This window comes from Leptolyngbya sp. FACHB-1624 (assembly GCF_047649235.1).
GTDB lineage: Bacteria > Cyanobacteriota > Cyanobacteriia > Leptolyngbyales > Leptolyngbyaceae > Leptolyngbya > Leptolyngbya boryana.
Map to the genome: position 1 here is coordinate 3,373,636 of NZ_CP180258.1, position 20,403 is coordinate 3,394,038.

The 20,403-nt window shown below is 45.8% G+C and carries 19 protein-coding genes and 1 riboswitch; of the genes, 6 read left to right on the top strand and 13 right to left on the bottom strand.

All coding sequences use genetic code 11. The features are described 5' to 3' along the window. Positions 1-15: 15 nt before the first annotated feature. On the bottom strand, positions 16-1,707 hold the full coding sequence (gene crtO / locus ACMUEV_RS15830) for a beta-carotene ketolase CrtO (protein ID WP_190652288.1): 1,692 nt from the start codon (positions 1,705-1,707) through the stop codon (positions 16-18). 297 nt (positions 1,708-2,004) lie between these two features. Here crtO and ACMUEV_RS15835 point away from each other — a divergent pair, with 297 nt between their 5' ends. The 5 genes from ACMUEV_RS15835 (at position 2,005) to ACMUEV_RS15855 (ending at position 7,633) form a co-directional block, all read left to right on the top strand. After that, positions 2,005-3,039 (top strand): hemerythrin domain-containing protein, encoded by a 1,035-nt coding sequence (locus ACMUEV_RS15835; RefSeq protein ID WP_017288155.1) that lies wholly within the window; start codon positions 2,005-2,007, stop codon positions 3,037-3,039. A gap of 107 nt (positions 3,040-3,146) precedes the next feature. Then, positions 3,147-4,034: a glycerate kinase gene (locus ACMUEV_RS15840; RefSeq protein WP_190652289.1), complete on the top strand. Its 888-nt coding sequence runs from the start codon at positions 3,147-3,149 to the stop codon at positions 4,032-4,034. A 93-nt stretch (positions 4,035-4,127) separates the two neighbouring features. Then, positions 4,128-4,287, top strand: a riboswitch (cyclic di-AMP (ydaO/yuaA leader). A gap of 17 nt (positions 4,288-4,304) precedes the next feature. Further along, positions 4,305-5,153, top strand: a complete 849-nt coding sequence (gene ntrB / locus ACMUEV_RS15845) for a nitrate ABC transporter permease (protein ID WP_190652290.1) — start codon at positions 4,305-4,307, stop codon at positions 5,151-5,153. Between the two features lie 205 nt (positions 5,154-5,358). Then, on the top strand, positions 5,359-6,750 hold the full coding sequence (locus ACMUEV_RS15850; protein WP_190652291.1) for an ABC transporter substrate-binding protein: 1,392 nt from the start codon (positions 5,359-5,361) through the stop codon (positions 6,748-6,750). 43 nt (positions 6,751-6,793) lie between these two features. Next, positions 6,794-7,633, top strand: a complete 840-nt coding sequence (locus ACMUEV_RS15855; protein WP_017288151.1) for an ABC transporter ATP-binding protein — start codon at positions 6,794-6,796, stop codon at positions 7,631-7,633. A gap of 151 nt (positions 7,634-7,784) precedes the next feature. Here the strand turns inward: ACMUEV_RS15855 and ACMUEV_RS15860 are convergent, their stop codons facing one another. The 4 genes from ACMUEV_RS15860 to ACMUEV_RS15875 all read right to left on the bottom strand — a co-directional run bounded on the left by ACMUEV_RS15860 (position 7,785) and on the right by ACMUEV_RS15875 (position 11,472). After that, a complete protein-coding gene (locus tag ACMUEV_RS15860) occupies positions 7,785-8,765 on the bottom strand; it encodes a hypothetical protein (protein WP_026148628.1) in 981 nt (326 codons plus the stop codon). A gap of 18 nt (positions 8,766-8,783) precedes the next feature. Further along, a complete protein-coding gene (locus ACMUEV_RS15865) occupies positions 8,784-9,434 on the bottom strand; it encodes a TVP38/TMEM64 family protein (RefSeq protein ID WP_190652292.1) in 651 nt (216 codons plus the stop codon). A 74-nt stretch (positions 9,435-9,508) separates the two neighbouring features. Then, entirely contained in the window at positions 9,509-10,393 is an 885-nt protein-coding gene (locus ACMUEV_RS15870; RefSeq protein ID WP_017288148.1) for a D-alanyl-D-alanine carboxypeptidase, read from the bottom strand. 182 nt (positions 10,394-10,575) lie between these two features. After that, positions 10,576-11,472 (bottom strand): alpha/beta fold hydrolase, encoded by an 897-nt coding sequence (locus tag ACMUEV_RS15875; RefSeq protein ID WP_190652293.1) that lies wholly within the window; start codon positions 11,470-11,472, stop codon positions 10,576-10,578. A gap of 180 nt (positions 11,473-11,652) precedes the next feature. Between ACMUEV_RS15875 and ACMUEV_RS15880 the strand changes: the two genes are divergently transcribed. Next, on the top strand, positions 11,653-14,418 hold the full coding sequence (locus ACMUEV_RS15880) for a M16 family metallopeptidase (RefSeq protein ID WP_190652294.1): 2,766 nt from the start codon (positions 11,653-11,655) through the stop codon (positions 14,416-14,418). A gap of 36 nt (positions 14,419-14,454) precedes the next feature. Here the strand turns inward: ACMUEV_RS15880 and ACMUEV_RS15885 are convergent, their stop codons facing one another. Genes ACMUEV_RS15885 through ACMUEV_RS15920 form a run of 8 tightly spaced genes read right to left on the bottom strand, consistent with a single transcriptional unit; the run spans position 14,455 to position 20,235 of the window. Continuing rightward, the gene (locus ACMUEV_RS15885) at positions 14,455-15,162 is read right to left on the bottom strand and encodes a DevA family ABC transporter ATP-binding protein (RefSeq protein ID WP_190652295.1); all 708 of its coding nucleotides are present in this window, start codon (positions 15,160-15,162) and stop codon (positions 14,455-14,457) included. Then, a complete protein-coding gene (gene devC, locus ACMUEV_RS15890) occupies positions 15,162-16,313 on the bottom strand; it encodes an ABC transporter permease DevC (RefSeq protein ID WP_017288144.1) in 1,152 nt (383 codons plus the stop codon). The genes ACMUEV_RS15885 and devC overlap by 1 nt, the downstream gene beginning before the upstream one ends. Before the next feature lie 11 nt (positions 16,314-16,324). Then, positions 16,325-16,525: a hypothetical protein gene (locus ACMUEV_RS15895; RefSeq protein ID WP_190652296.1), complete on the bottom strand. Its 201-nt coding sequence runs from the start codon at positions 16,523-16,525 to the stop codon at positions 16,325-16,327. Continuing rightward, entirely contained in the window at positions 16,522-16,884 is a 363-nt protein-coding gene (locus tag ACMUEV_RS15900; RefSeq protein ID WP_190652297.1) for a DUF5367 family protein, read from the bottom strand. The genes ACMUEV_RS15895 and ACMUEV_RS15900 overlap by 4 nt, the downstream gene beginning before the upstream one ends. 35 nt (positions 16,885-16,919) lie before the next feature. Then, complete coding sequence (locus ACMUEV_RS15905; protein WP_190652298.1) at positions 16,920-17,828, bottom strand: sigma-70 family RNA polymerase sigma factor; 909 nt, start codon at positions 17,826-17,828, stop codon at positions 16,920-16,922. Between the two features lie 8 nt (positions 17,829-17,836). Next, the gene (locus ACMUEV_RS15910) at positions 17,837-18,451 is read right to left on the bottom strand and encodes a GNAT family N-acetyltransferase (RefSeq protein WP_190652299.1); all 615 of its coding nucleotides are present in this window, start codon (positions 18,449-18,451) and stop codon (positions 17,837-17,839) included. Between the two features lie 33 nt (positions 18,452-18,484). Then, complete coding sequence (locus ACMUEV_RS15915; protein WP_190652300.1) at positions 18,485-19,657, bottom strand: ABC exporter membrane fusion protein; 1,173 nt, start codon at positions 19,655-19,657, stop codon at positions 18,485-18,487. Continuing rightward, positions 19,654-20,235 (bottom strand): TetR/AcrR family transcriptional regulator, encoded by a 582-nt coding sequence (locus tag ACMUEV_RS15920; protein WP_017288138.1) that lies wholly within the window; start codon positions 20,233-20,235, stop codon positions 19,654-19,656. The genes ACMUEV_RS15915 and ACMUEV_RS15920 overlap by 4 nt, the downstream gene beginning before the upstream one ends. Positions 20,236-20,403 lie beyond the last annotated feature (168 nt).

The following is a 20,403-nucleotide window of genomic DNA, read 5'->3' on the forward strand; positions in this document are numbered from 1 at the left end:
AACCATCGATCGTAATTATTTCTGAAACAACCCATCAAAAACAGACTTGATCGAACTGCCTGCATCCCGAAACGTCTGCAAAAACGGTTGCTGAGCATGGAGAAACACTCGCGCACAATTCCGCCCCGGCATTCCCGAAATTGACCCACCCGGATGTGTTCCTGCTCCTGTGAGATAAAGATTGTCGATCGGGGTTTTATAATTCGCAATCTCTGGCAAAGGTCGGAAAAAGACCATCTGCTCTAAGGTCATATCAATGTGATAGTAATTACCTTTGTAAGAGCCAAGCCGTTCCCCTAACTCGGCAGGGCTTTCAACCGCACGAGCGATCGTAGCTGTTTTCACATTAGGCGCATAGTCAGCCAGCTTATCGACGACACGATCGGCAACTTTATTTTTCAATTCATCTGTCCAACCTGTGCCATTCAAGCCTGTTCCTTCAGCATTCTCAACGTAATAAGGCGCGAAGAATTCAATCCACACCGTATGACCACCTTCAGGAGCCATCGTCGGATCGAGCATCGTCGGTTGAACAATGTACATCGAGGGATCAGCATCGGGAATTTTACCGATCGAAGAATCGTGATGAGCAATTTCTACATGCTTAACCGAATCCGCAATCAGCACTGAACCAATGAGATACTCATCTTTGTGATCGTGATGAATAAATTTCAAGGGTTCAGACATTGCCAGATCGATTTTTAGAATCGTTTCATTGTTGTTCACGATTCTACGATCGAGCCTTTCTCGCAAATGTTCATCGGCTGAATCTACATCGCTTGGATCAACAAGCTGCAAAAATACTCGTCGCGCATCAATGTTAGAAACTACGCCACGAGTCGCTCGATATTCCCGACCTGTTGCAACTCTGACACCCACTGCTTTTCCATCATCAATCAGAATTTGCTTCACTGATTGATCTGTGAGAATTTCCCCGCCTAGAGATTGAACTAATTTTACTAAAGCAGCGGTCAGCGCACCTGTTCCCCCTTGCGGTCGTGCCATTCCTGGATGATGTCGCATTGCCATCATCATTGCCCCGATCGCTAAATTCTTCTGAGAAGGCGGCACACTCATTTCTGCTGCTAATCGAGCTAGAGGTGCTTTGACTGTTTCTGTGTCAAAGTACTCATGCAAAATATCCTCAGCACTCGAAAGCATCGTTCGCACAAAATCGAGTGCTTTGTTCGTGGAACCAACTACTGATAGAAAATCTTTGATCTTCTTGAGATCATAGTTTCCAGCAATATCAATAATTGACTTAGGAGGAGCATTAAACATCGGAATCATGGCGTTAATCGTCCGCTGCCACAGATCCACAAACTCTGCATACTTTCTCGCATCTCGCTCACTATATTGAGCAATTCCAGCACAAGTTTTTTCAACAGACTGATGTGCCAGAAAGTAAGTGCCATCCGGGTGCGGACAGAAGACAACCGGATCACAGTAAAGATACTTCAACCCATATTTTTCTAGCTCCAGTTCTTCGACCACTGGACCAAGATGGATAAATTCATGATCGATCGCACATCGATTAAATCGAAATCCAGGTGCTTCTTCGGGTAGAAGTTCTTCGGTTGTCGCGGCTCCCCCTGGAACCGTTCGCTTTTCGAGCAAAAGCACTTTGTACCCTGCTTTAAGTAAATAGGCAGCACAGACTAACCCATTGTGACCTGCACCAATTATGACCACATCATAAGTAGACATCGATACTTGCTCCTAGCATTTCTCTCACGTGATGTGCGAACAGTCCTAGCGGCACGATTCGCCTAAGCATCCCATTTTTTATTCTTATTCAAAAGCGTCTAGCACAACTGAGCAAAAGGCAACTATCTAAAGACGAAATTTTAGATTCTACGTGTATCTAGAGTCTGATCCCGAAGGTGATTTACCCAACATTTTAGTCAACCACGGGAATGATGTTGTTTCTAGATGCCTGTGCGAAGCTCAAAGCTGGAACGAATACCGAAATCTCAATAAGAGCAAATTTGGAGAACACTCATTATGGTTACAACAGTAGACGACACGAAACGCAAAGCGATCGCGATGAAGCTTGCGGATATGAAAGCTGTTCAAGAATTAATCATTTCTAATGAACAGAAATTTATTTCAGCAACGACGGATTCTGAGATTGCCAAGCGCTTTCAAGAGATGCTGAAAGATGACCAGAAGAACCTGGGAATCTTGGACACTGTGATTGTTCAATATGGTGTGCCATCTGAACCGAAGCAGACGATTAGCGAATTCGTCAGCAAGATGGATCAGATGATGTCTGGTTCCGAATTGACCATGTATGAAAAGGTGTTTCAACATGAATTGATGAAACATCAACAAGTGATGACCGGAATCACGATTCACAAAGCTGCTCAGCGCGTGGGTGCAGATATCGAAGCGGCGATTACTCCACTAAATACTGTCAACTTTGAAAACCGTGCTCACCAAGAGCAACTCAAAGGCGTTCTCGAAACGTTGGGCGTGCGGGAATTGACCGGAATGGATGCAGACCAAGGACTGTGGAGCCGGGTTCAAGATGCGGTTGCGGCACTGTCTGGTGTAGCAGGTAGTGTTGTCACGCAAGCGAGTGGCAAGTCTGATATGAACATTCAAGATGTGATTCGGATGGATCACCAAAAAGTGAATGTTCTGTTTGCTGAAATCAAAGGAACGCAAGATCAGATGAAGCGCAAAGAGTTCTTCACTCAGTTGGCGAGTGACTTACGCGCTCATGCGATCGCTGAAAACGAAATTGCTTATCCCGCAGTTCGAGGTAAGTATGCTGAAAGCGACTTGCAAGAACTTTACGATGAGCAAAATTCCTGGTTCCCCGCACTTGAAGCGATGGAAAAAATGGACATGATGTCGGATCAGTTCATGTCTGCATTGAACAAGTTGATGGATGAGATCATGGATCACGTTCGTCAAGAAGAAAGCACGTTCTTTGCAGCATTGCGCGATAACTTCAGCAGTTCTGAACTAGAAAATCTGGCAACTCAGTTCAAGGCGAGAAAGAGCGAAGTACAAAAAGCTGCTGCTAAATAATCGCTGCACGAGCTAGGGTTTGATTTCAGGGGTTATAGACCGGGGGATAGATTCTCCCGGTTTTTTTGATTCAATAATAGAATTGCGACGGATAAAGACTTGATTCTATGGATATTGATTATGAGTCTGAAAGGAATCGATCCGAGTTTCTTAAAATCCACGAAGCTGCGATCGTAGAACTCTGCAACGAACTCGAAATTGTGCCCGACCCTGACACCATTAAGAAGATCTGGGTACCTTTAGCCTTTCAGATTGCACATTGGCGCAACGCTCAATCTCGTGTTCTCATTCAGGGGTTTCTGGGTGGGCAAGGCACTGGAAAAACGACCTTAACTAAAGTCCTTGTGCTACTTCTGAACAAGCTCGGCTACTCGACTGTGAGTTGGTCACTTGATGATTTGTATTTGCCGTATGTCGATCGAGTTCGGTTGCGAACTCGTGATCCGCGAATGATTCGTCGAGGACCACCTGGAACGCATGATGTGCAATTAGGCATTGAGGTTTTACAGCAGTTTCAGCGGGGAGAGTTTCCGATCTCACTGCCCAGATTTGATAAATCGGCTCATGGAGGAGAAGGTGATCGCAGTGAGCCAGAACTCATTACACAGGCAGATATTATTCTCTTTGAAGGATGGTTTGTGGGAGTACGTCCGATTGTTTCTGAGTTCGAGATCGTTGCAGATCGGCAATTCGCACAAGCCATGAATCAGCAATTACAGAGCTATGTACCGTTGTGGGAATTACTCGATCGCTTCGTGATTCTCTATGTTCCAGAGTATCAACTGAGTAAACAATGGCGGAAAGAAGCTGAGCATAAAATGATCGCTCAAGGTAAATCTGGAATGAGTGATGCTGAAATCGATGAATTTGTCGAGTACTTTTGGCAAGCCTTACACCCTGAATTATTCATTCCGCCCCTGCTAAAGCAGGCAGATTTAGTTCTAGAGATCGGAGAGGGGCACAGTGTTCGATCGATAAACTATCCAATCGATTGAGAATTTTTATGCATTCTGTTGTGAGAGGATCATGAAATACTTCTAAAGAAAGATTGTTCATTTTGATACTTCGATGGTAAAGTATCTCCTATTCGAGTCGGTCAGCTTAATTCAGAGAGTAATCTCTGAAGCGGAGGAACCAGTTTATTCGGGGCTTACTGTTGTGAGCTTAGTTATTTCTAAGTAACCCAATGGGGGGCATCTCGCAGCCCTCGCCCGTCAGCTAACTTCGTCAGCATTCGAGAGTTTGGCTCTGGAGAATCTAAACTTATGATCCTGCAAATCAATTTGGCAGCAATGTTTGCTGTTGTTTCTCAAGCGATGGGGCGGCGGGTTCGCCCAGTTATTAGTCGCGATCGTGTCTTTTTACCGATTCTGGGCTTTTTGGGTGTGATTGTGCTGTGGTGGGCGATCGCGCTTGCCAAACCTGAATTGATTCCAACGCCTCCTGAAGCATTGGTGGCGAATTTGGATTACATTCTGCATCCGTTTTATCGTCGAGGTCCCGGAGACTTGGGATTAGGGTGGCTCTTACTTGCGAGTTTGCGACGGGTATTGATCGGATTTACCTTGGGCGCATTGGTTGCGATTCCAGTCGGCTTTTTGATTGGCATGTCTGAAAAAGCAATGATGGCGCTTAATCCAGTCATTCAGATTTTTAAGCCTGTTTCACCGCTGGCGTGGTTACCGATCGCGCTTTCTATTTTCAATCTGGCTGATCCTTCAGCAATTTTCGTGATCTTCATTACTTCACTTTGGGCAACGATTATCAACACTGCGTTGGGCGTATCGAGTGTCCCAAAAGATTATATTGATGTGTCGCGAGTGTTGGAAATGCCGCAGTGGCGACGGATTCTGAAGATTGTGCTCCCTGCTAGCTTGCCGTACATTTTTACAGGTTTGAGAATTAGCCTGGGAATTGCTTGGCTGGTGATTGTGGCAGTCGAAATGCTAACTGGTGGAGTGGGAATCGGATTCTTTGTGTGGGATGAATGGAGTCGATTGAATCTTAGCTCTGTGTTTTTAGCCGTGTTTGTCATTGGCTTAACAGGATTGCTATTAGATTTTGGATTAGCCCAGCTTGAAGCTCTAGTAACACATCGTCGGCGATCGGTTTAGCTTCGAGAAACTCTCTAGAGAATTGCGTGCTATCAGGAACGATTGATAGCAATTTGTAGGCTTAGCAGATCTTGAAAATTTAGAGGTTTCAAAACTTAAAGTCCCTGATTCTAGGAGCTTTAGACGCTAAAGCCGAAGTTACTGTAGCACCATTAAACCGAACCCGACATTCAACTGAACATCCTCCGAATGCAGAGAGTAGAGCATGAGAAATTGGACAAGACGAGCATTTTTAATCGGCGCGGGAACATCGACTGTGGCAGCTTCACTGCCTTCATGTGCGATCAATGCCAGTCGTGCACCCCAAGGACTCTCTGAGGCTGCAATGTCAGTTACTCCTGTGATTCAATCGAGCGAGTTAGAGAAACCGAATTTGACGATCGGCTATGTTCCAGTCAATGACTGTGCACCATTTGCGATCGCTTGGGAAAAAGGCTTTTTTCGCAAATATGGCTTGAATGTACAATTGAGCCGTGAAGCCAGTTGGGCGACCTCACGAGATGGCTTAATCTTCGGTCGCTTAGATGCGGCTCCCGTCGTTGCCGGAGCAGTTACAAATGCGCGAGTTGGAGCAGAAGGCGCGCGCCATGCTCCGATGTGTGCTGGCATGACCATTCATCATCACGGAAATGCGATGACGATGAATCGCGCAATGTGGGAGTCAGGATTGCGTCCTTGGTCAGCATACAACGGCAACTTAGACACGTTTGGGCAAGACTTTCGACAGTACTTTGATAACTTACCTTCAGAGCAACGAGTCTGGGCAGTCGTCCTCAGTTCTTCAATCTACGAGTACTTTGTGCGCTACGTTGCTGCAGCAGCAGGAGTCAATCCACTCAAAGAGTTTCGAGTGATTATTGTGCCCCCACCCCAGATGGTGACGAATGTGCGGATTGGCGCAATGCAAGGTTACATGGTCGCTGAACCCTGGAATACACGGGCAATTTCAGGGAATGAAGGCATCGGGTTTACTTTTGCTCAAGGACGAGAGATCTGGAATGGACATCCCGATCGCTTACTTGCGGTCATGCAATCTTTTATTGATGAGAATCCCAAAACTTATCGGGCATTACTCAAAGCGATGATCGAAGCCTGTCGCTACTGTGATCAAAATCGAGAAGAAGTCGCTCAGATTATTTCAGCACGATCGTATACCGGAGCAAATGTGAAATTTACTCGACCAGCGATCGTAGGAGACTACAACTACGGCGGATTTGATGGCAAAAATCGAACCGTGAAATCAGATTCGACAACCATGTTCTTCGACATGCCGAAAGATGTGCCTCACGTCAAAGATGAGCATTCTACTTTTATGTGGCAATCGCGCAGTTTATGGCTGATGACCCAAGCAGCGAGATGGGGACAAATCAAAGAAATTCCGAAAGATGCGGATCAGATTGCAGCAAAATCTTGGCGCACCGATATTTATCGCGAAGTCGCAGCAGAGTTGGGAATTGCTTGTCCAACTGAGGATTACAAAGTTGAGCCATCAGCAGCATTTATCGACAAGAAAGCGTTTGACCCAAGCGATCCAGTCGGGTATCTCAACAGTTTCGAGATTCGGGCGAGGCAAGCTACAAAAGTCTATTTTTCCTAGGTTTATTTTTCGTAGTTAACGAGTATTTTAGAAGGAGTTCTTCATGACAAAATTCAACATGCTCAATGCGCCAAAGCCTGAGTTTGGGATGTCATATGCACCAGCATTTCTTGAAATTCAGCAGCTTTCTAAATCGTATAAAAACGGCGATCGCGAAACTGTGATTCTCAAAGATGTCAATTTAACGATCGGGGAGCGCGAATATATCTCGATTATTGGGCATTCGGGCTGTGGGAAGTCTACGTTGCTAAAAATTGTGGCGGGACTAGAGCGATCGACTTCAGGTTCCGTTTTACTCGAAGGGCGAGAAATTCGCAAACCCGGAGCAGAAAGAATGATGGTGTTTCAGAACTATTCATTGCTGCCTTGGTTAACCGTTCGACAGAACATTCGCTTAGCTGTCGATGAAGTGTCGCGAGGCTTGTCTGCGGCTGAGAAAAAACAGGTTGTCAATGAACACATTGCCATGGTGAATCTCAATGCTGCGGCGGATAAGTATCCGGATGAGATTTCAGGCGGCATGAAGCAGCGAGTCGGGATTGCGAGAGCATTAGCAATCCGCCCAAAAATGCTGCTGATGGATGAGCCGTTTGGAGCCTTGGATGCGTTGACGAAGAGTAAATTACAGCGACAGGTACTAGAAATTTGGGAGCAGCATCGGCAAGCGGTGATGATGATTACGCATGATGTCGATGAGGCGATTTATATGAGCGATCGCATTGTGCTGATGACGAATGGACCTGAAGCTACGATCGGAGAGATTCTAGAAGTCCCGTTTGAGCATCCCCGCGATCGAGCGAAGATTCGCAATTCGCCTGCTTACTATGAACTGCGGAATCATGCGCTGAATTTCTTGGACTCGCATTTTGAGTCGGATGAGTAATCGTCGATCGCATTCATGTTGCGGGGTGGGGAGTGGGGAGTAGCAACTATCATTTCAGATCTTCACCCTATTCTCCTGACCTGAATCTTTAAAGTTTCGAGCAGCTACAGAACTCCAAGTTTTAATCAAGCCTGGAGTTCTTTTCTTATCGTTAATCTAGACCAATGCCTAAATCATCGTCATCACCATCAAGAAATTGGTAATCATCAGATGGGTAGTCTAAGTTGTCAAAACGACTATTGCTTCTAATTGCATCAATAAGACATTCTACAGTTGTGCGGATTTGCAGAGCTTCACTGTCTAATTGTTTGTACAAATCCACAAAAAACTCATACTTACAACCATCAGAAGCAACTAGCCAGGGTTCCCAGATTTCCCCCTCTCGTAGGTTCATTTTCCAACTTATATGGGTTTCATGACAGATAACTTCTCCAATGTACGCAAGAAGAGATGGAAAAACTTCAGAGTTTAAGCAATTCCGCTTACCATGCCGTTTGATTGCCCATTCAACGTGCTTAAGACTTGCTTCGCTCTTATCGAGATATTGCTCTGGAATTGCTAGCTGAGTGCCGAGTTTAGTACAAAGTTTAGGAATAGCTTCAATGAATTTGTTTTGCTGTGGCAGTAGACCTGCAAGCATATGTTTAGACCGGAATTCGTACTGTGCTTGGTAGCATTCTAAAGAGGAATACAGCAGTGCTCCCTTCAGTTTGGAGAACGGTTGCTTAAGAATTTGTGCACTAGGAAACGTAAGAATTTGCCCATCATCATGTTCATAAATTTCAGAGAATTTTATTCTAGCCTGCTCTTCTAAATCTTGATTCTGGCTCCATCCTGAGTTGCGTTCTAGAAGTTTACGAGCCTTCTTAAGAGGCAGAAAGGCTGGCTTTTTTTCATCACCTTGCCACTCACTTTCTAAATCGATTAGAGAAGTAGTAAAAATGTCAATTGAAGGGTAGATTCGACTACGGCATACTCCATTTGTAATTGCTAAAATTCGTTTATCTTGCAATTGATAAACTTCGCCACCATAACGCTCACTGAGTTCCACATTCTGGTTATAGTTAGAGTCTGATAGTAGTGCTTCAACTTGTTGATTCGTCAAAGATTGAGATATTCGATTTTTCACCATGTTCATCATTCAACGTCTTTATTCTGTCGATGAACTGTCTGCTTGCCGATTCAAAAGTGCAGTGACGACCGCGAGTGCAAAGCAACTGATAACTGCGATTCCGATTACTGCTTGACCGCCATCAAATAATCCTGCACCCAAAGCAACTGTTGGAGGCTTGGCAACAATCAAGCTCAGCCCCAAAGATGCTAGGAATTTTTTCCATCGCATCTGAGTTAAGCCAATCCCATACGCGACAAAATCAAAACCACCGCCCATCATAAAGCCCGTGGCTAAGAAGAAATTCTTCTCTAGATGCTTTTGGCTAAACCGATCGACGCGCTCCATAAATTTTGCGCCCACCAGCTTTTGGACAAGAGATCGACCATAGCGACGTGCTAGGTAAAAATTCAGCACACAAGCAAGGAGATCGGCGACAACGATCGTCGCTAACCCCACTCCAAATCCAAACAGACCGCCAGCGAGCAGCGCATACAACGTCCCTGGAAGAATTGGAATCACGATGCTGACAAACCGCAGTCCAAGTAACACAATCGGACTCCATACGCCAAAGCGTTGTACTTCTGTTCGGAGTTGATCGACACCAATTTGATTGATTCCCCAAATCATTCCAGCAATGAGGAGAACAATCAAGGAGAATTTCAAGATTTTAGCGATCGTATGCGGCATAGTTTAAGAGAAGTTTGTGCGAGCACCTGATCAATAGGATCTCACACAATACACCTCAGCACGGAATTCGCAGGCTAATCACAGCGATCGACTTGAGCCGTTTTCAGCACAATTTGGTCGATTGCTTGGACGAGGACTTGTCCTGACTGCCCAGGTTGATTGACCACAATACTCAGCGCGATCGTGCCATAGTTCGGGTTGTCTAAATATCCAGACAATGCCCTGACTCCTCGCAAGGTTCCAGTCTTGCCATGAAATTGACCTTGAACAGGAGTATTGCGAAAGCGATTTTGGAGTGTTCCATTCACTCCGGCAACAGCTAAAGATCGATAAAATAGTCCACTTGAATCATTCGTAAACATCCCTTCCAAGAGAGCAACGAGAGCAGATGGCGTTGCCCGATTATTGCGAGAGAGTCCCGAACCATCAACTTGCGCATAGCTCTGGGCATTCACTCCTAGCAGTTCTAATGCATTTCTGATGGCAGCTTGTCCTCCAATACGACGGCGCAGCGCATCTGCTCGATTGTTATCGCTATAGCGATTGACCTCAGTCACCCAGTTACTAAAAGACGGTATCGTTTGAGGATTGTTGGTGCTAGCAATTTTCAGCGCGGCAGCGGTCGTCAGCAATTTGACATTCGAGGCAGGAATAAGTGAACTATTCGGATTGTACTGGTAGAGAATTGCAGGCGTTTCGATCGGCTTAATCAGAATGCCCCAGCGAGCATTGCGAAATCTTGGATTTTTCACAATAGCGTCGATCGCAGATTCTAAATTGCTTCGGCAGAATCTAGAAGTTGATCGCACCGCAAAATTTAATGGTGCATCGGACAACGAAGTTTGGGCAGTGGCAACTTCAGACTGGCTCCAGACTCCCAGACTAATACTGACAGCTAAAGCAGTGTTTTTGATTACTTTTTGAATTCGAGTCAGGGCTTTTTCTTCGGATCTTTGCATCTTGCTCACGTAGCTTTTACTTAAATTCTTCGTAACAAAATCACTCCCACCGCGGAGCAATATATCACAAGAATCGCAGCTACTATCACTTTGATCAAAGAATAAACGTTGCCCATTTCGCCTAGCTTGCGAGAATCTGAGCCTTGAGCAGACCGTTGAGAACTATTTCTGCTTGGTTGAACTTACGATCGCAAAATACGACGAATATGAGCCTCGACAACATCCGTTTTTTCCAACATCGATAAATGTCCACAATCGGCAATCTCTAGCACATTGTCCGCATCGCTGCCAAATCGCGGATGAAAACTAGCAAGATGACGAACATATTTCGGCTCCATCACCGTATCCTTCGTCCCTGCCACAAAATAGACAGGCTGTGATAAGCGTGCTACAACTTGCGGCAATCGATGCACCTCGGCTTCTGTCGTCGAATCGAGCAACGTGCCAACAGCAGCGTCTGGATCAGCCTTGACAAAATCAATCAACCGCTGGCGACCCCACGATCGATCAATCGCCTGTACCACATTTGCGCGCGTGAATACTAAATCTAATCCCGGTAACTGCGGCAACCATTTTGGACGAAATTTGACCATTTGCTGCCCGGCCGATCGAAACCGCTCAAAGGCTTCCTTCAAATAAATTCCGCCCCCTGAATTCAAGCAGATCACGCCTTGAACTTGTTCGGGCATTTGATCTGCTGCCCACAGTGCCACACATCCTCCTAACGAATGCCCGATCAACCATGCCTTAGAAATCTGCAACTCTCTGAGCAACATGCCTAGATCTCTTGCATACGATAAGAGACTGTATTGCGTCACTTGAGGCTTTACCGCAACAGCAAGGTTTCCGGAGGATTGAACCTCTGGCAAGGTGACACTATCTCGATAGGGCTGAGACTCACCAAAGCCACGCAAATCATAAGACAGACATTGATAATCAACTGACATCTGATCAATCAAAGGTTGCCAATAATTTCGGCTGAGCATCCAACCGTGAACAAAGACCAGCGTTTCGGAGTGGGAAGTCGGAGCCGTCAAGTCATAGACATGCGGCACTCCAGAAATGAGTGTAGTAGACATAAATTCATCCTACCTTAAACCACGCACCTCCCAAATGTAAGCGAGAGCACAATCGCCATTCACAAATTAGAGCAGTCGATCTAAATTAAGAGACGTTAGAGTAAATGGAACTTACCTGACAATATCAGGTCTAAATTTCACAAGCCGAATTTTTTCTGTCGGCGCTTTACTTATTAACTTATGTCTTTCCTGAAATTCTTTCGACACCATCGCCTTTTTAGTGGGCTGTTTACACTTTGCCTCGGCATTGTTCTGCTGTCTAATTCCGCCCTCTTTGGCAAATTAGAAGCGTGGGCGAGTTCTCCTGCGATCGTTGCCATGACGACGACCGATGAAGTTCGTAAGACAGTCCTCGACAATGGCTTGACCGTGTTGACGAAAGAAGTTCCGACGGCTCCTGTGGTAACCGTGCAAGTTTGGTATCGCATTGGCTCACGAGATGAAGCAACAGGTGTAAATGGGATTGCACATCAATTAGAACATTTGATGTTTAAAGGAACGAGCGATCGACCGATTCAATTCGGTCGCCTGTTCAATGCCTTGGGCAGTCAATCGAATGCGTTTACGAGCTACGATCAGACTGCATATTTCGGAACCGTTGAGCGGGACAAATTGCGATCGCTGCTAGTGCTCGAAGCTGACCGGATGCAGAATGCTTTGATCACCGCAGATTCGCTGACCAGTGAAAAGCGAGTGGTCATTTCAGAATTGCAAGGTAACGAGAATAGCCCGAACTATCGATTAAGTCGAGCGGTGATGCGGGCTGCTTTCCCAAATTCTCCTTATGGACTGCCTGTGGGCGGTACAAAAGCAGATGTCGAAAAGTTTAGCATTGAACAAGTTCGTAGCTACTACAGCAATTACTACAGCCCTGAAAATGCGACTGTAATCATTGTCGGAGATTTCAAAACAGAGCCGACTTTGCAAGCGGTCAAAGACTCCTTTGGCAAAGTTCCGAAAAAAGAAAAGCAACCTGTTCAGCAACAAGCTCAGCCTGTTGCAAAACCTGTAAAACCAGCCCAACCGATTGTGCTTCGCGAACCGGGTAGCGCGCCCTTGTTGAACTCAGTCTATCCTTTACCCAAAGCAACCCATCCCGATGTACCTGCATTGCATGTGTTGGATTTAGTCTTGACTCAGGGTCGGAGTTCTCGACTGTATCAGGCATTGGTTGAAACGGGCTTGGTCAGCGGGTTTAGCGGTTATCCAGCGAATATGATTTCGGGGGGATGGTACGACCTTTCTGCAACTGCTGCGCCGGATCAAGATTTGAATAAAATCAGCGCCGCGATCGAGAAAGTACTATCTAATGTGCGATCGCAAGGCGTTACCCAAGAAGAACTGACCCGCGCTAAAACACAGCTAAAGTCTTCAATTCTGCTCAAAAATCGCGATATTACTCGCCAAGCCTTTCAGCTTGGGGATGATCAGACGACGACAGGCGATTACAAATATACCGATCGCTTTTTAGCCGCCGTCGATCGTGTATCTGCAGCTGATCTGCAACGCGTTGCTAAAACATATTTCGCCCCTGAAAAATCGACGATTGGCTTTTTCCAACCGACAACGATTGATGCAAAAGCAGGAAATGCAGCGAATTCAGGTCAGACGACTGAGAAATTTAACCTAGGTGCGCCTGTTGATCCGGCTCAAGTTGCCAAGTATTTGCCTGCCGTGCAAAAGAGCGATCGCACCACGCAAGCGCTACCAGAACGCTATGTCTTGCCGAATGGATTGCGCCTGCTATTGATGCAAGATAGCAGTACTCCAACCGTTTCGCTCGCTGCTTCTATGCAAGCAGGTTCCGAATTTGACTCAAGTGCAAAAGCGGGAATCGCCAAGCTGACTGCTGATAACTTAACGAATGGAACCCAGACCAAAGATGCGCTAACGTTAGCGAAAACGCTAGAAGATCGAGGCATTGAGCTTGGAATTGAAACCAATCGTGAGAGCGTGTTAGTCAACGCAAGCGCACTCAGCGAACATCTCCCCGTTTTAGTTCAAACGTTGGCAGACGTTGCCCAAAATGCAACATTTCCCGATCGAGAACTTGAACTGGCTCGAAATCGCGCTCTCTCGGCGCTCAAAGTGCAACTGGACAATCCGGCAGTTCTAGCTCGTCGAGTTTTTCAGCAGACAGTCTATCCCGAAAATCATCCGTTCCACAGTTTCCCAACCGAAACGAGTCTAAAAGCAATTCAGCGCCAAGATGTCTTGAACTTCTACCAAACACACTATCGACCCGATCGAATGATTCTGTCTTTAGTGGGTGACTTCGATCTCGCGGATGTGAAAACCCTAGTTGAGAAAGAACTGGGCGGATGGAAAGCTTCTGGAGCCGCACCAGCTTTGACCTATCCACCCTTGCCTACTCCTAGCTCTGTCGTGCGTCGTTATGCGCCGATTCCGGGTAAGACACAATCTGTCACGCTGATTGGATCAGCCGGAATCGATCGACGAGATGCACGATTCTACAATGCCTCGATTGTGAATCAGGTACTAGGAGGCGATACGCTATCGAGCCGTTTAGGGGCTGAGGTGCGCGATCGACAAGGATTAACTTATGGAATTTACAGTTACTTCCAAGCGGGAAATCGTCCGGGTCCATTTGTGATTTCGATGCAGACTGCTCCAGAAGATGCAGATAAAGCGATCGCAAGTACGGTGAAGCTCTTAGAGCAAGTTCGAGAAAAGGGAGTCAGTACAGTTGAGGTATTGACTGCTCAGCGATCGATCACCAGTAGCTATCCGGTTGATTTAGCGAATCCGGATCAGCTTGCCAGTGAAATTTTGATGAATGAGACTTATGGCTTAAACCCGGCTGAGTTGCGTCAATTTCCGAATCAAATCGAATCGGTGACGCAGGCTCAGGTCAATCAGGCTGCTCAAGAACTGATTCGACCAGAGCAATTGATCATTGTGACCGCCGGACCACCAAAGTCATAAGATACTTGATCCATTGGGGTGCGATCGCATTTGACGTTACTTTACGGCAGCGATCGCACTTTTTCCATCACTGACCAATCGCCCGTCTTCCATATAAACAATGCGATCCGCGATATCTAAAATCCGATTGTCATGGGTTACTAATAAAATCGTGCAATGCTGCTCTTTTGCGAGCTTCTGCATGAGTTCAACGACATCTCGACCCGATTGTTTATCGAGTGCAGCAGTCGGTTCGTCTGCGAGAACAATTTTAGGGTGACTAATTAAAGCTCGCGCGATCGCAACTCGCTGTTTCTGACCTCCAGAGAGTCCATCTGGATAGTAATTTGCTCGATGCCCAAGTCCAACAGCTTCGAGCATTGAAACTGCCATTGCATCTAGATCTTGATTGAGATAGCGATCGTGCAGTTCCAGAGACATTCTGACATTCTGTTTTGCGGTTAAGAATGTCATTAAATTGTGTGCCTGGAAGATATAGCCGATATTTTTACGAAGCTGGGTCAGTTGTTGCTTGGTCGCGCCTCGAATTTCTTGATCCAGAATCGTTAAGCTTCCTTCCTGCGCCGATCGCAATCCACCTAAGAGCGTTAGTAGCGTTGTTTTTCCAGAGCCAGAAGGTCCCGTCATAATCACGATCTCGCCTGCATGAATATTCAGACTGACATCGAATAAGACTTGTTTTCTCAATTGACCTTGACCAAAGTAATGGTTGAGATTTTGAACAGAAATAACAGGTTGCATCATTAGAAAATATCCGCAGGATCAGCAGCTTGAAGTTTTCGCATGGCGATCGCGCCCGAAATGGAGCACATCACAACAGTTAGAACAAAGACCGTAATGGCCCGATTTGCTGTCATTGCGATCGGTAACAACGTTGCAGCATAAGTAATTTGATAAAGCCCAACTGCAACCGCAAAGCCTGGAATAAAGCCGAGAACCGCTAAAATTAGAGCTTCTTGCAGCAGAATATTCAGAAGAAAGCGATCGCTATATCCCATTGCTTTTAACGTGGCATACTCAGGCAAGTGATTTGCAACATCTGTATAGAGAATCTGATAAACAATCACTGTGCCAACAATGAATCCAACAATCACACCAATTCCAAAAATAAAGCCAATTGTTCCTTGGCTTTCCCAGTAGTTGCGTTCAATGCCTGCAAACTCTTCAGGCGTGAGAACTTTTACATCTGGCAAACTTGCACTGAGTTGAGCTTGAACGGCTTTGACATCTGAGTTCGGTTTGAGTTGAATCAGCCCAATGTCGATGTCGCTTGCTTGGCGATCGCGGTACAGCCTCAAGAAAGTTGAATCGCTCATGAACACATTGCCATCAGCAGTAAAAGATGCGCCCATCGTGACCAGTCCACTGACATTGATCAATTGTTGATTCAATTCCGTTGAGACACTACCTTGTTTTTGAAACGTATCTGCGATCGCGCCAAATTCAGGACGACCTACTCGATCAAAGACCACATTGTTGAGTAACTTCAGCGGTTCTAAATTCTCTTGCAATCCGGAGAGCTTAAAACTCGGTGCATCCGGTTCAATTCCCCAAATGAGAATGCTTCGAGTTAAGCGAGTTTCAGGATTTTTCCACTGTCCCATCGCAATTCGGATAGAACTCACTGATTGAACGCGATCGCTACTTTTCGTCTGATAAAGGCGTTCGCGAGAAAAAGGTGTAAATGCTGCTAAGCTCTTGAACCTTGGATCAATGATCACCAAATCTGCTTGCAACATGCGATGCGGCACAGTAGCGCTATCGTAGAGCGAATCTTGAAAGCCGAGTTGCATAAACATCAGCATGTCAGCAAACCCGATTCCCGCGATCGCGACGACTAAGCGGGCTTTCTCTTTCATCAACTGGAACCATGCCAGCGGTGTTTTACGAGCCATATCAAGCTTCCTTAGTACGGTGGATAACGAATCAAATCGTCCAGCAAATCATAGATAGGGAGTAGATTGAGTTTTGCGATCGCCATCATCCAGCGGGATTGTCCTCGGGGGCAGCCTCGAATTGCTCGGTAACTCGATCGCATCAAAGTCAACCACGGCGAAAGTTTTAACCGTAGAAAACGACTCCAGATTGAAAAAGATTTGCTGCTCATTGTTCAGGTAAAAATCCGGTGATCAGAATCGATGCATACCCCCATAACATCAGTCCTGCAAACAGAATATTTGCATTGGGATCAATGTTCGGGAAGACTGTCGGAAAGGACAAAACACTTCCAACATCTAGTAGCATTCCCGGTAGAGCAACGAGCATTGCGGCTTTTGGCCGATCGAGCAGTTTGACTTGCCGCCAAAGATAAACAGCGGTCATTACAACGAACATGACTAAAGCAGTTGCTAGAAATAAACCGATCGAGAGTACAAGATTCGTCGGATCGAGTAGAAATTGACCGATTAGACGAAACGCGATCGTGGCAGTCAACCAGATGAAAACTCCAATCCCTAGAAATTGCATCAGAAATACTCCAGATTTGAATTCACGTTGAACTTTTAGACCGCAACATATTCCTGCAATCGCACCTTATACTGCTGCAAAGTCTTCATTGCTGCTTTCTCTAACAAGCGAACCGTTTCTCGACTACAATTCATCTTCCGGCTCGCTTGAGATAAGCTCAGAGCTTCCCCATCTTCTAAGCCAAATCTTAAAGTCATGACTTGACGTTGATTAGCAGGCAACAATCCTAGTAGATTGAATAAATCTTCTCGAAGCAGCGATCGTGTTACTTTCTCCTCTAACATCTCTCCTTCATCTGGCAACAACTCACCTAACTTTGTGTCTTGATCTCTGCCAACGGGCAAATCTAACGAGACAGAGCGATGAACGGATAACAATGTTTCTCGAATCTCTGTTGCATCAGAAGACAATGCTTGAGCAATTTCTGAGATCGTTGCAGTTCTGCCGAGAGTTTGAGACAGCGATCGCTGAGTTTTCTGAATCAAATTCAACTTCTCAGTCAAATGCGTTGGAATTCGGATCGTTCTACTTTTGAGCGCGATCGCTCGGCTCATCGCTTGTCGAATCCACCAATACGCATAAGTTGAAAATCTATAACCCTTAGACGGATCGAATTTCTCAACACTGCGCTGCAATCCCAAATTCCCTTCCTGAATCAGATCTGACAAATCCAAACCACGATTCTGATAAGTCTGGGCAATCGAAACGACTAAACGCAGATTCGCTTCGATCATTTGGCGTTTGGCATGTTCTCCACGCGCGATCGCGCTTTGTAACTCTTCATGGGATAGATTGACTGCTTTTTCCCACTGTTCAAGCGTAGATTGTCGAACTTCATAGAGCTTTTGTAGACCTTGAACTTGCCGACCTAACTCGATCTCTTGTTCTGGAGTCAGACGAGGAATGCGACCAATCTGTTCTAGGTAGACTTTCAATGTATCCATGGATCCATTTAGTTCTGAGGATTGCGTTTCATTGCCCAATATTCGCGCCCTGCAAAGGTTCCTTGATATGCAATCTCAAATCCTTGGCGCTGGTAGAATCTCACTCCACCTGAGGTTGAAGTTTCTAGATAGCAAGGCATTTTTGTGCGATCGGCCTCTTGAAGTACAGGTTGAAGGAGCTTTGCGCCAATTCCTTGACCCTGGTATTCTGGCGATACTCCGAGCAGAGTTAAGTGCCAGTGTGGTTCTGGAGCATTCTTGTTCTGTAATCGGATCTCTGTCCCAACGAAGGAAAGCAAATCTCCAATTCGATCCCAACGGATATAAAGCGGAACAGTGATCAATCCTGATATCACTGCCTGCCACCCCTTCGATAAAGTAAACTGAGAGGCTTCTGGGGGAAGCCAAACCGCAGCACCTCTTGGCGTTTCAGCAGTTGTATAAATTTGATTGTAAGGCTGACCATAGTTCAACAAAGCTTGAGCTATGTGCTTGAGTGCATTTAACCTTGCAGATGCTTCTTCAGGTAAGAAGTAACCGACTAGCGGATCTTGATCAAATGCCGCTGAAAGCTGATCCGATGCGATCGCAAAATCTGAAGGCTTTAGTTTAACAATGTCCATCTCTCACTCCTTAAATCGAACGTTCGTTATCCATTAGTTCAGCAGAATCGAAGTCTGAACTTGTAAATTCGTCAGGCTGGAAACTTTTCGGCTTGCTACTGGATTTAGGCGAATTTTCACATCAATCACTCGTCGATCGAGGTTTTCTCCTGGCTGGTTACTAAAGACTTGCTGCTGATTCACCTGCAATCCAATCTCTGAAACTGTTCCCTGTAGCTCTCCTTCAAATGCTTGTCCAGTAATCGTCGCTCGCTGTCCAACTTTCACATTGGCAATGTCACTTTGATACACTTCAGCTACAGCCACCATTTGATCATTCTGAGCTAAATCTGCAATCCCAGATTCGCTAATTTTTTCACCTGCACGAGTATGAATTTTGAGAACCTGTCCTGCCATCGGTGCGCGAATGTAAGCTTGTTCGAGTTCAGTTTCAGCTCGTTTTACGGCAGCGATCGCGCTATTTACTTCAGTTGCAACCGTCTGAACATCGACCGGACGAACTTCTGTAATCCGACTTAAAGTAGCTCTCGCTTCACTTAACTGTGCTTCGAGTGAATTTGCAGCTTGATTCTGCTTGGCTTGAGCTTGCCTCAATTGAGATTGAGCAGTATCGAGTGCAAGGCGTTTACTGTCTAAGTTAGAAGCCGCGATCGCACCTTGTTTGTAGAGTGAATTAAAGCGATCGAATTCTGCTTGAGCTGTCCTCACCTCAGATTGCCAGCGATTAATTTCTGCGGTCTGAGCTGCGATTTCACCTTGTCGATCAGCTTGGAGTCGTTCAATCGTTGCTTGCTGCGCTTCAATCTCTCCAGTCTTTGCGCCTGCTCGAACTTGAGCAAGTTTCGCCTGTGCGACCTGAACTTGTTCGCGAGCTTGTAAGAGTGCATCCTGCAATCGATCCCGCGAGTCTAAAACAGCTATCACTTGACCTTTCTGAACCCGATCGCCTTGTTTTACAAATAGCTCAGAAATGCGATCGCCATCTAACGAGATCGGAGCCGACAATCGAATCACTTCAGAGCCAGGTTCTAGTCGTCCCAACGCAGCAATTCGGGTCACAGTCGGAGCGGTTTCAGCAGATTGTATCGCAGGCTTAGGACTGAATTGAGAGACGACATAAAACGATGTTCCACCTGTGATCAAGGTTGCGATCGCAATGCCGCTCCAGAGACGATTTTTCGGTTTCAGAAAGAGATCCAGACTCATGATGTTTTCGGTTTGTGTTTCTCTAAGTACAGCGTTAGCATTTCAGCAAGTAATTTTGCTTGAGCTTGGTAATCAATCTTGCGATGCCCGTAAAGGTCTTGGAGCAATAATCCATCGACTAAGCTCATCATAAAAATCAGAATCTGTGGATCATCAATTCCAAGCATTGCAGACATCGTTTTTTCAGCTTGATCACAGATTCTTCTGAAGACTTCACTGACTTCTTTTCCCTCTCGTTTCTGATGTTGGTAAAAATCTGTCATCAGCAATGTCTGTTTCAGAAAGTAGTCTCGATGCTCCTCAAACAGTGCAAAACCTGCTTGAGTCTGTTCGACTAGGTTTTTGCCTTTTAATCGAGTCGAAAAATTGAGAATATCCACCTCAGTCAGTTCTTGGATTAATTGCTCAAACAATGCCTCCTTACTCGGAAAGTAGTGATACAGCGTTCCAGTCGAAACTCCTAAGCCTTGGGCGATCTGCCGCATCGTAATCGCGGCGTATCCTTTCTCAGCAAACAGATCAAACGATTTAAAAATCAGTTCCTTGCGATAGCGATCGTGGTCAACAATTTTCGGCATACAGGCGAATTGGGATATCGAATGATCGATATATTCTATCGTCTAACCGTAAGAGGAACCTTGATGGAAACTGAGTCATGGATTTATATCGAACGCTTGTTATAAATTCTGCCCCATAAATTTCGGTTTGTAAACCCTTTTTGGAAAAAAGCGATCGTGCAGCAGTTC

Excerpts from the sequence above, each read along its gene's own strand:
- crtO (WP_190652288.1), bottom strand. The coding sequence starts at position 1,707 with ATGTCTACTTATGATGTGGTCATAATTGGTGCAGGTCACAATGGGTTA.
- ACMUEV_RS15835 (WP_017288155.1), top strand. The coding sequence starts at position 2,005 with ATGGTTACAACAGTAGACGACACGAAACGCAAAGCGATCGCGATGAAG.
- ACMUEV_RS15840 (WP_190652289.1), top strand. The coding sequence starts at position 3,147 with ATGGATATTGATTATGAGTCTGAAAGGAATCGATCCGAGTTTCTTAAA.
- ntrB (WP_190652290.1), top strand. The coding sequence starts at position 4,305 with ATGATCCTGCAAATCAATTTGGCAGCAATGTTTGCTGTTGTTTCTCAA.
- ACMUEV_RS15850 (WP_190652291.1), top strand. The coding sequence starts at position 5,359 with ATGAGAAATTGGACAAGACGAGCATTTTTAATCGGCGCGGGAACATCG.
- ACMUEV_RS15855 (WP_017288151.1), top strand. The coding sequence starts at position 6,794 with ATGACAAAATTCAACATGCTCAATGCGCCAAAGCCTGAGTTTGGGATG.
- ACMUEV_RS15860 (WP_026148628.1), bottom strand. The coding sequence starts at position 8,765 with ATGGTGAAAAATCGAATATCTCAATCTTTGACGAATCAACAAGTTGAA.
- ACMUEV_RS15865 (WP_190652292.1), bottom strand. The coding sequence starts at position 9,434 with ATGCCGCATACGATCGCTAAAATCTTGAAATTCTCCTTGATTGTTCTC.
- ACMUEV_RS15870 (WP_017288148.1), bottom strand. The coding sequence starts at position 10,393 with ATGCAAAGATCCGAAGAAAAAGCCCTGACTCGAATTCAAAAAGTAATC.
- ACMUEV_RS15875 (WP_190652293.1), bottom strand. The coding sequence starts at position 11,472 with ATGTCTACTACACTCATTTCTGGAGTGCCGCATGTCTATGACTTGACG.
- ACMUEV_RS15880 (WP_190652294.1), top strand. The coding sequence starts at position 11,653 with ATGTCTTTCCTGAAATTCTTTCGACACCATCGCCTTTTTAGTGGGCTG.
- ACMUEV_RS15885 (WP_190652295.1), bottom strand. The coding sequence starts at position 15,162 with ATGATGCAACCTGTTATTTCTGTTCAAAATCTCAACCATTACTTTGGT.
- devC (WP_017288144.1), bottom strand. The coding sequence starts at position 16,313 with ATGGCTCGTAAAACACCGCTGGCATGGTTCCAGTTGATGAAAGAGAAA.
- ACMUEV_RS15895 (WP_190652296.1), bottom strand. The coding sequence starts at position 16,525 with ATGAGCAGCAAATCTTTTTCAATCTGGAGTCGTTTTCTACGGTTAAAA.
- ACMUEV_RS15900 (WP_190652297.1), bottom strand. The coding sequence starts at position 16,884 with ATGCAATTTCTAGGGATTGGAGTTTTCATCTGGTTGACTGCCACGATC.
- ACMUEV_RS15905 (WP_190652298.1), bottom strand. The coding sequence starts at position 17,828 with ATGGATACATTGAAAGTCTACCTAGAACAGATTGGTCGCATTCCTCGT.
- ACMUEV_RS15910 (WP_190652299.1), bottom strand. The coding sequence starts at position 18,451 with ATGGACATTGTTAAACTAAAGCCTTCAGATTTTGCGATCGCATCGGAT.
- ACMUEV_RS15915 (WP_190652300.1), bottom strand. The coding sequence starts at position 19,657 with ATGAGTCTGGATCTCTTTCTGAAACCGAAAAATCGTCTCTGGAGCGGC.
- ACMUEV_RS15920 (WP_017288138.1), bottom strand. The coding sequence starts at position 20,235 with ATGCCGAAAATTGTTGACCACGATCGCTATCGCAAGGAACTGATTTTT.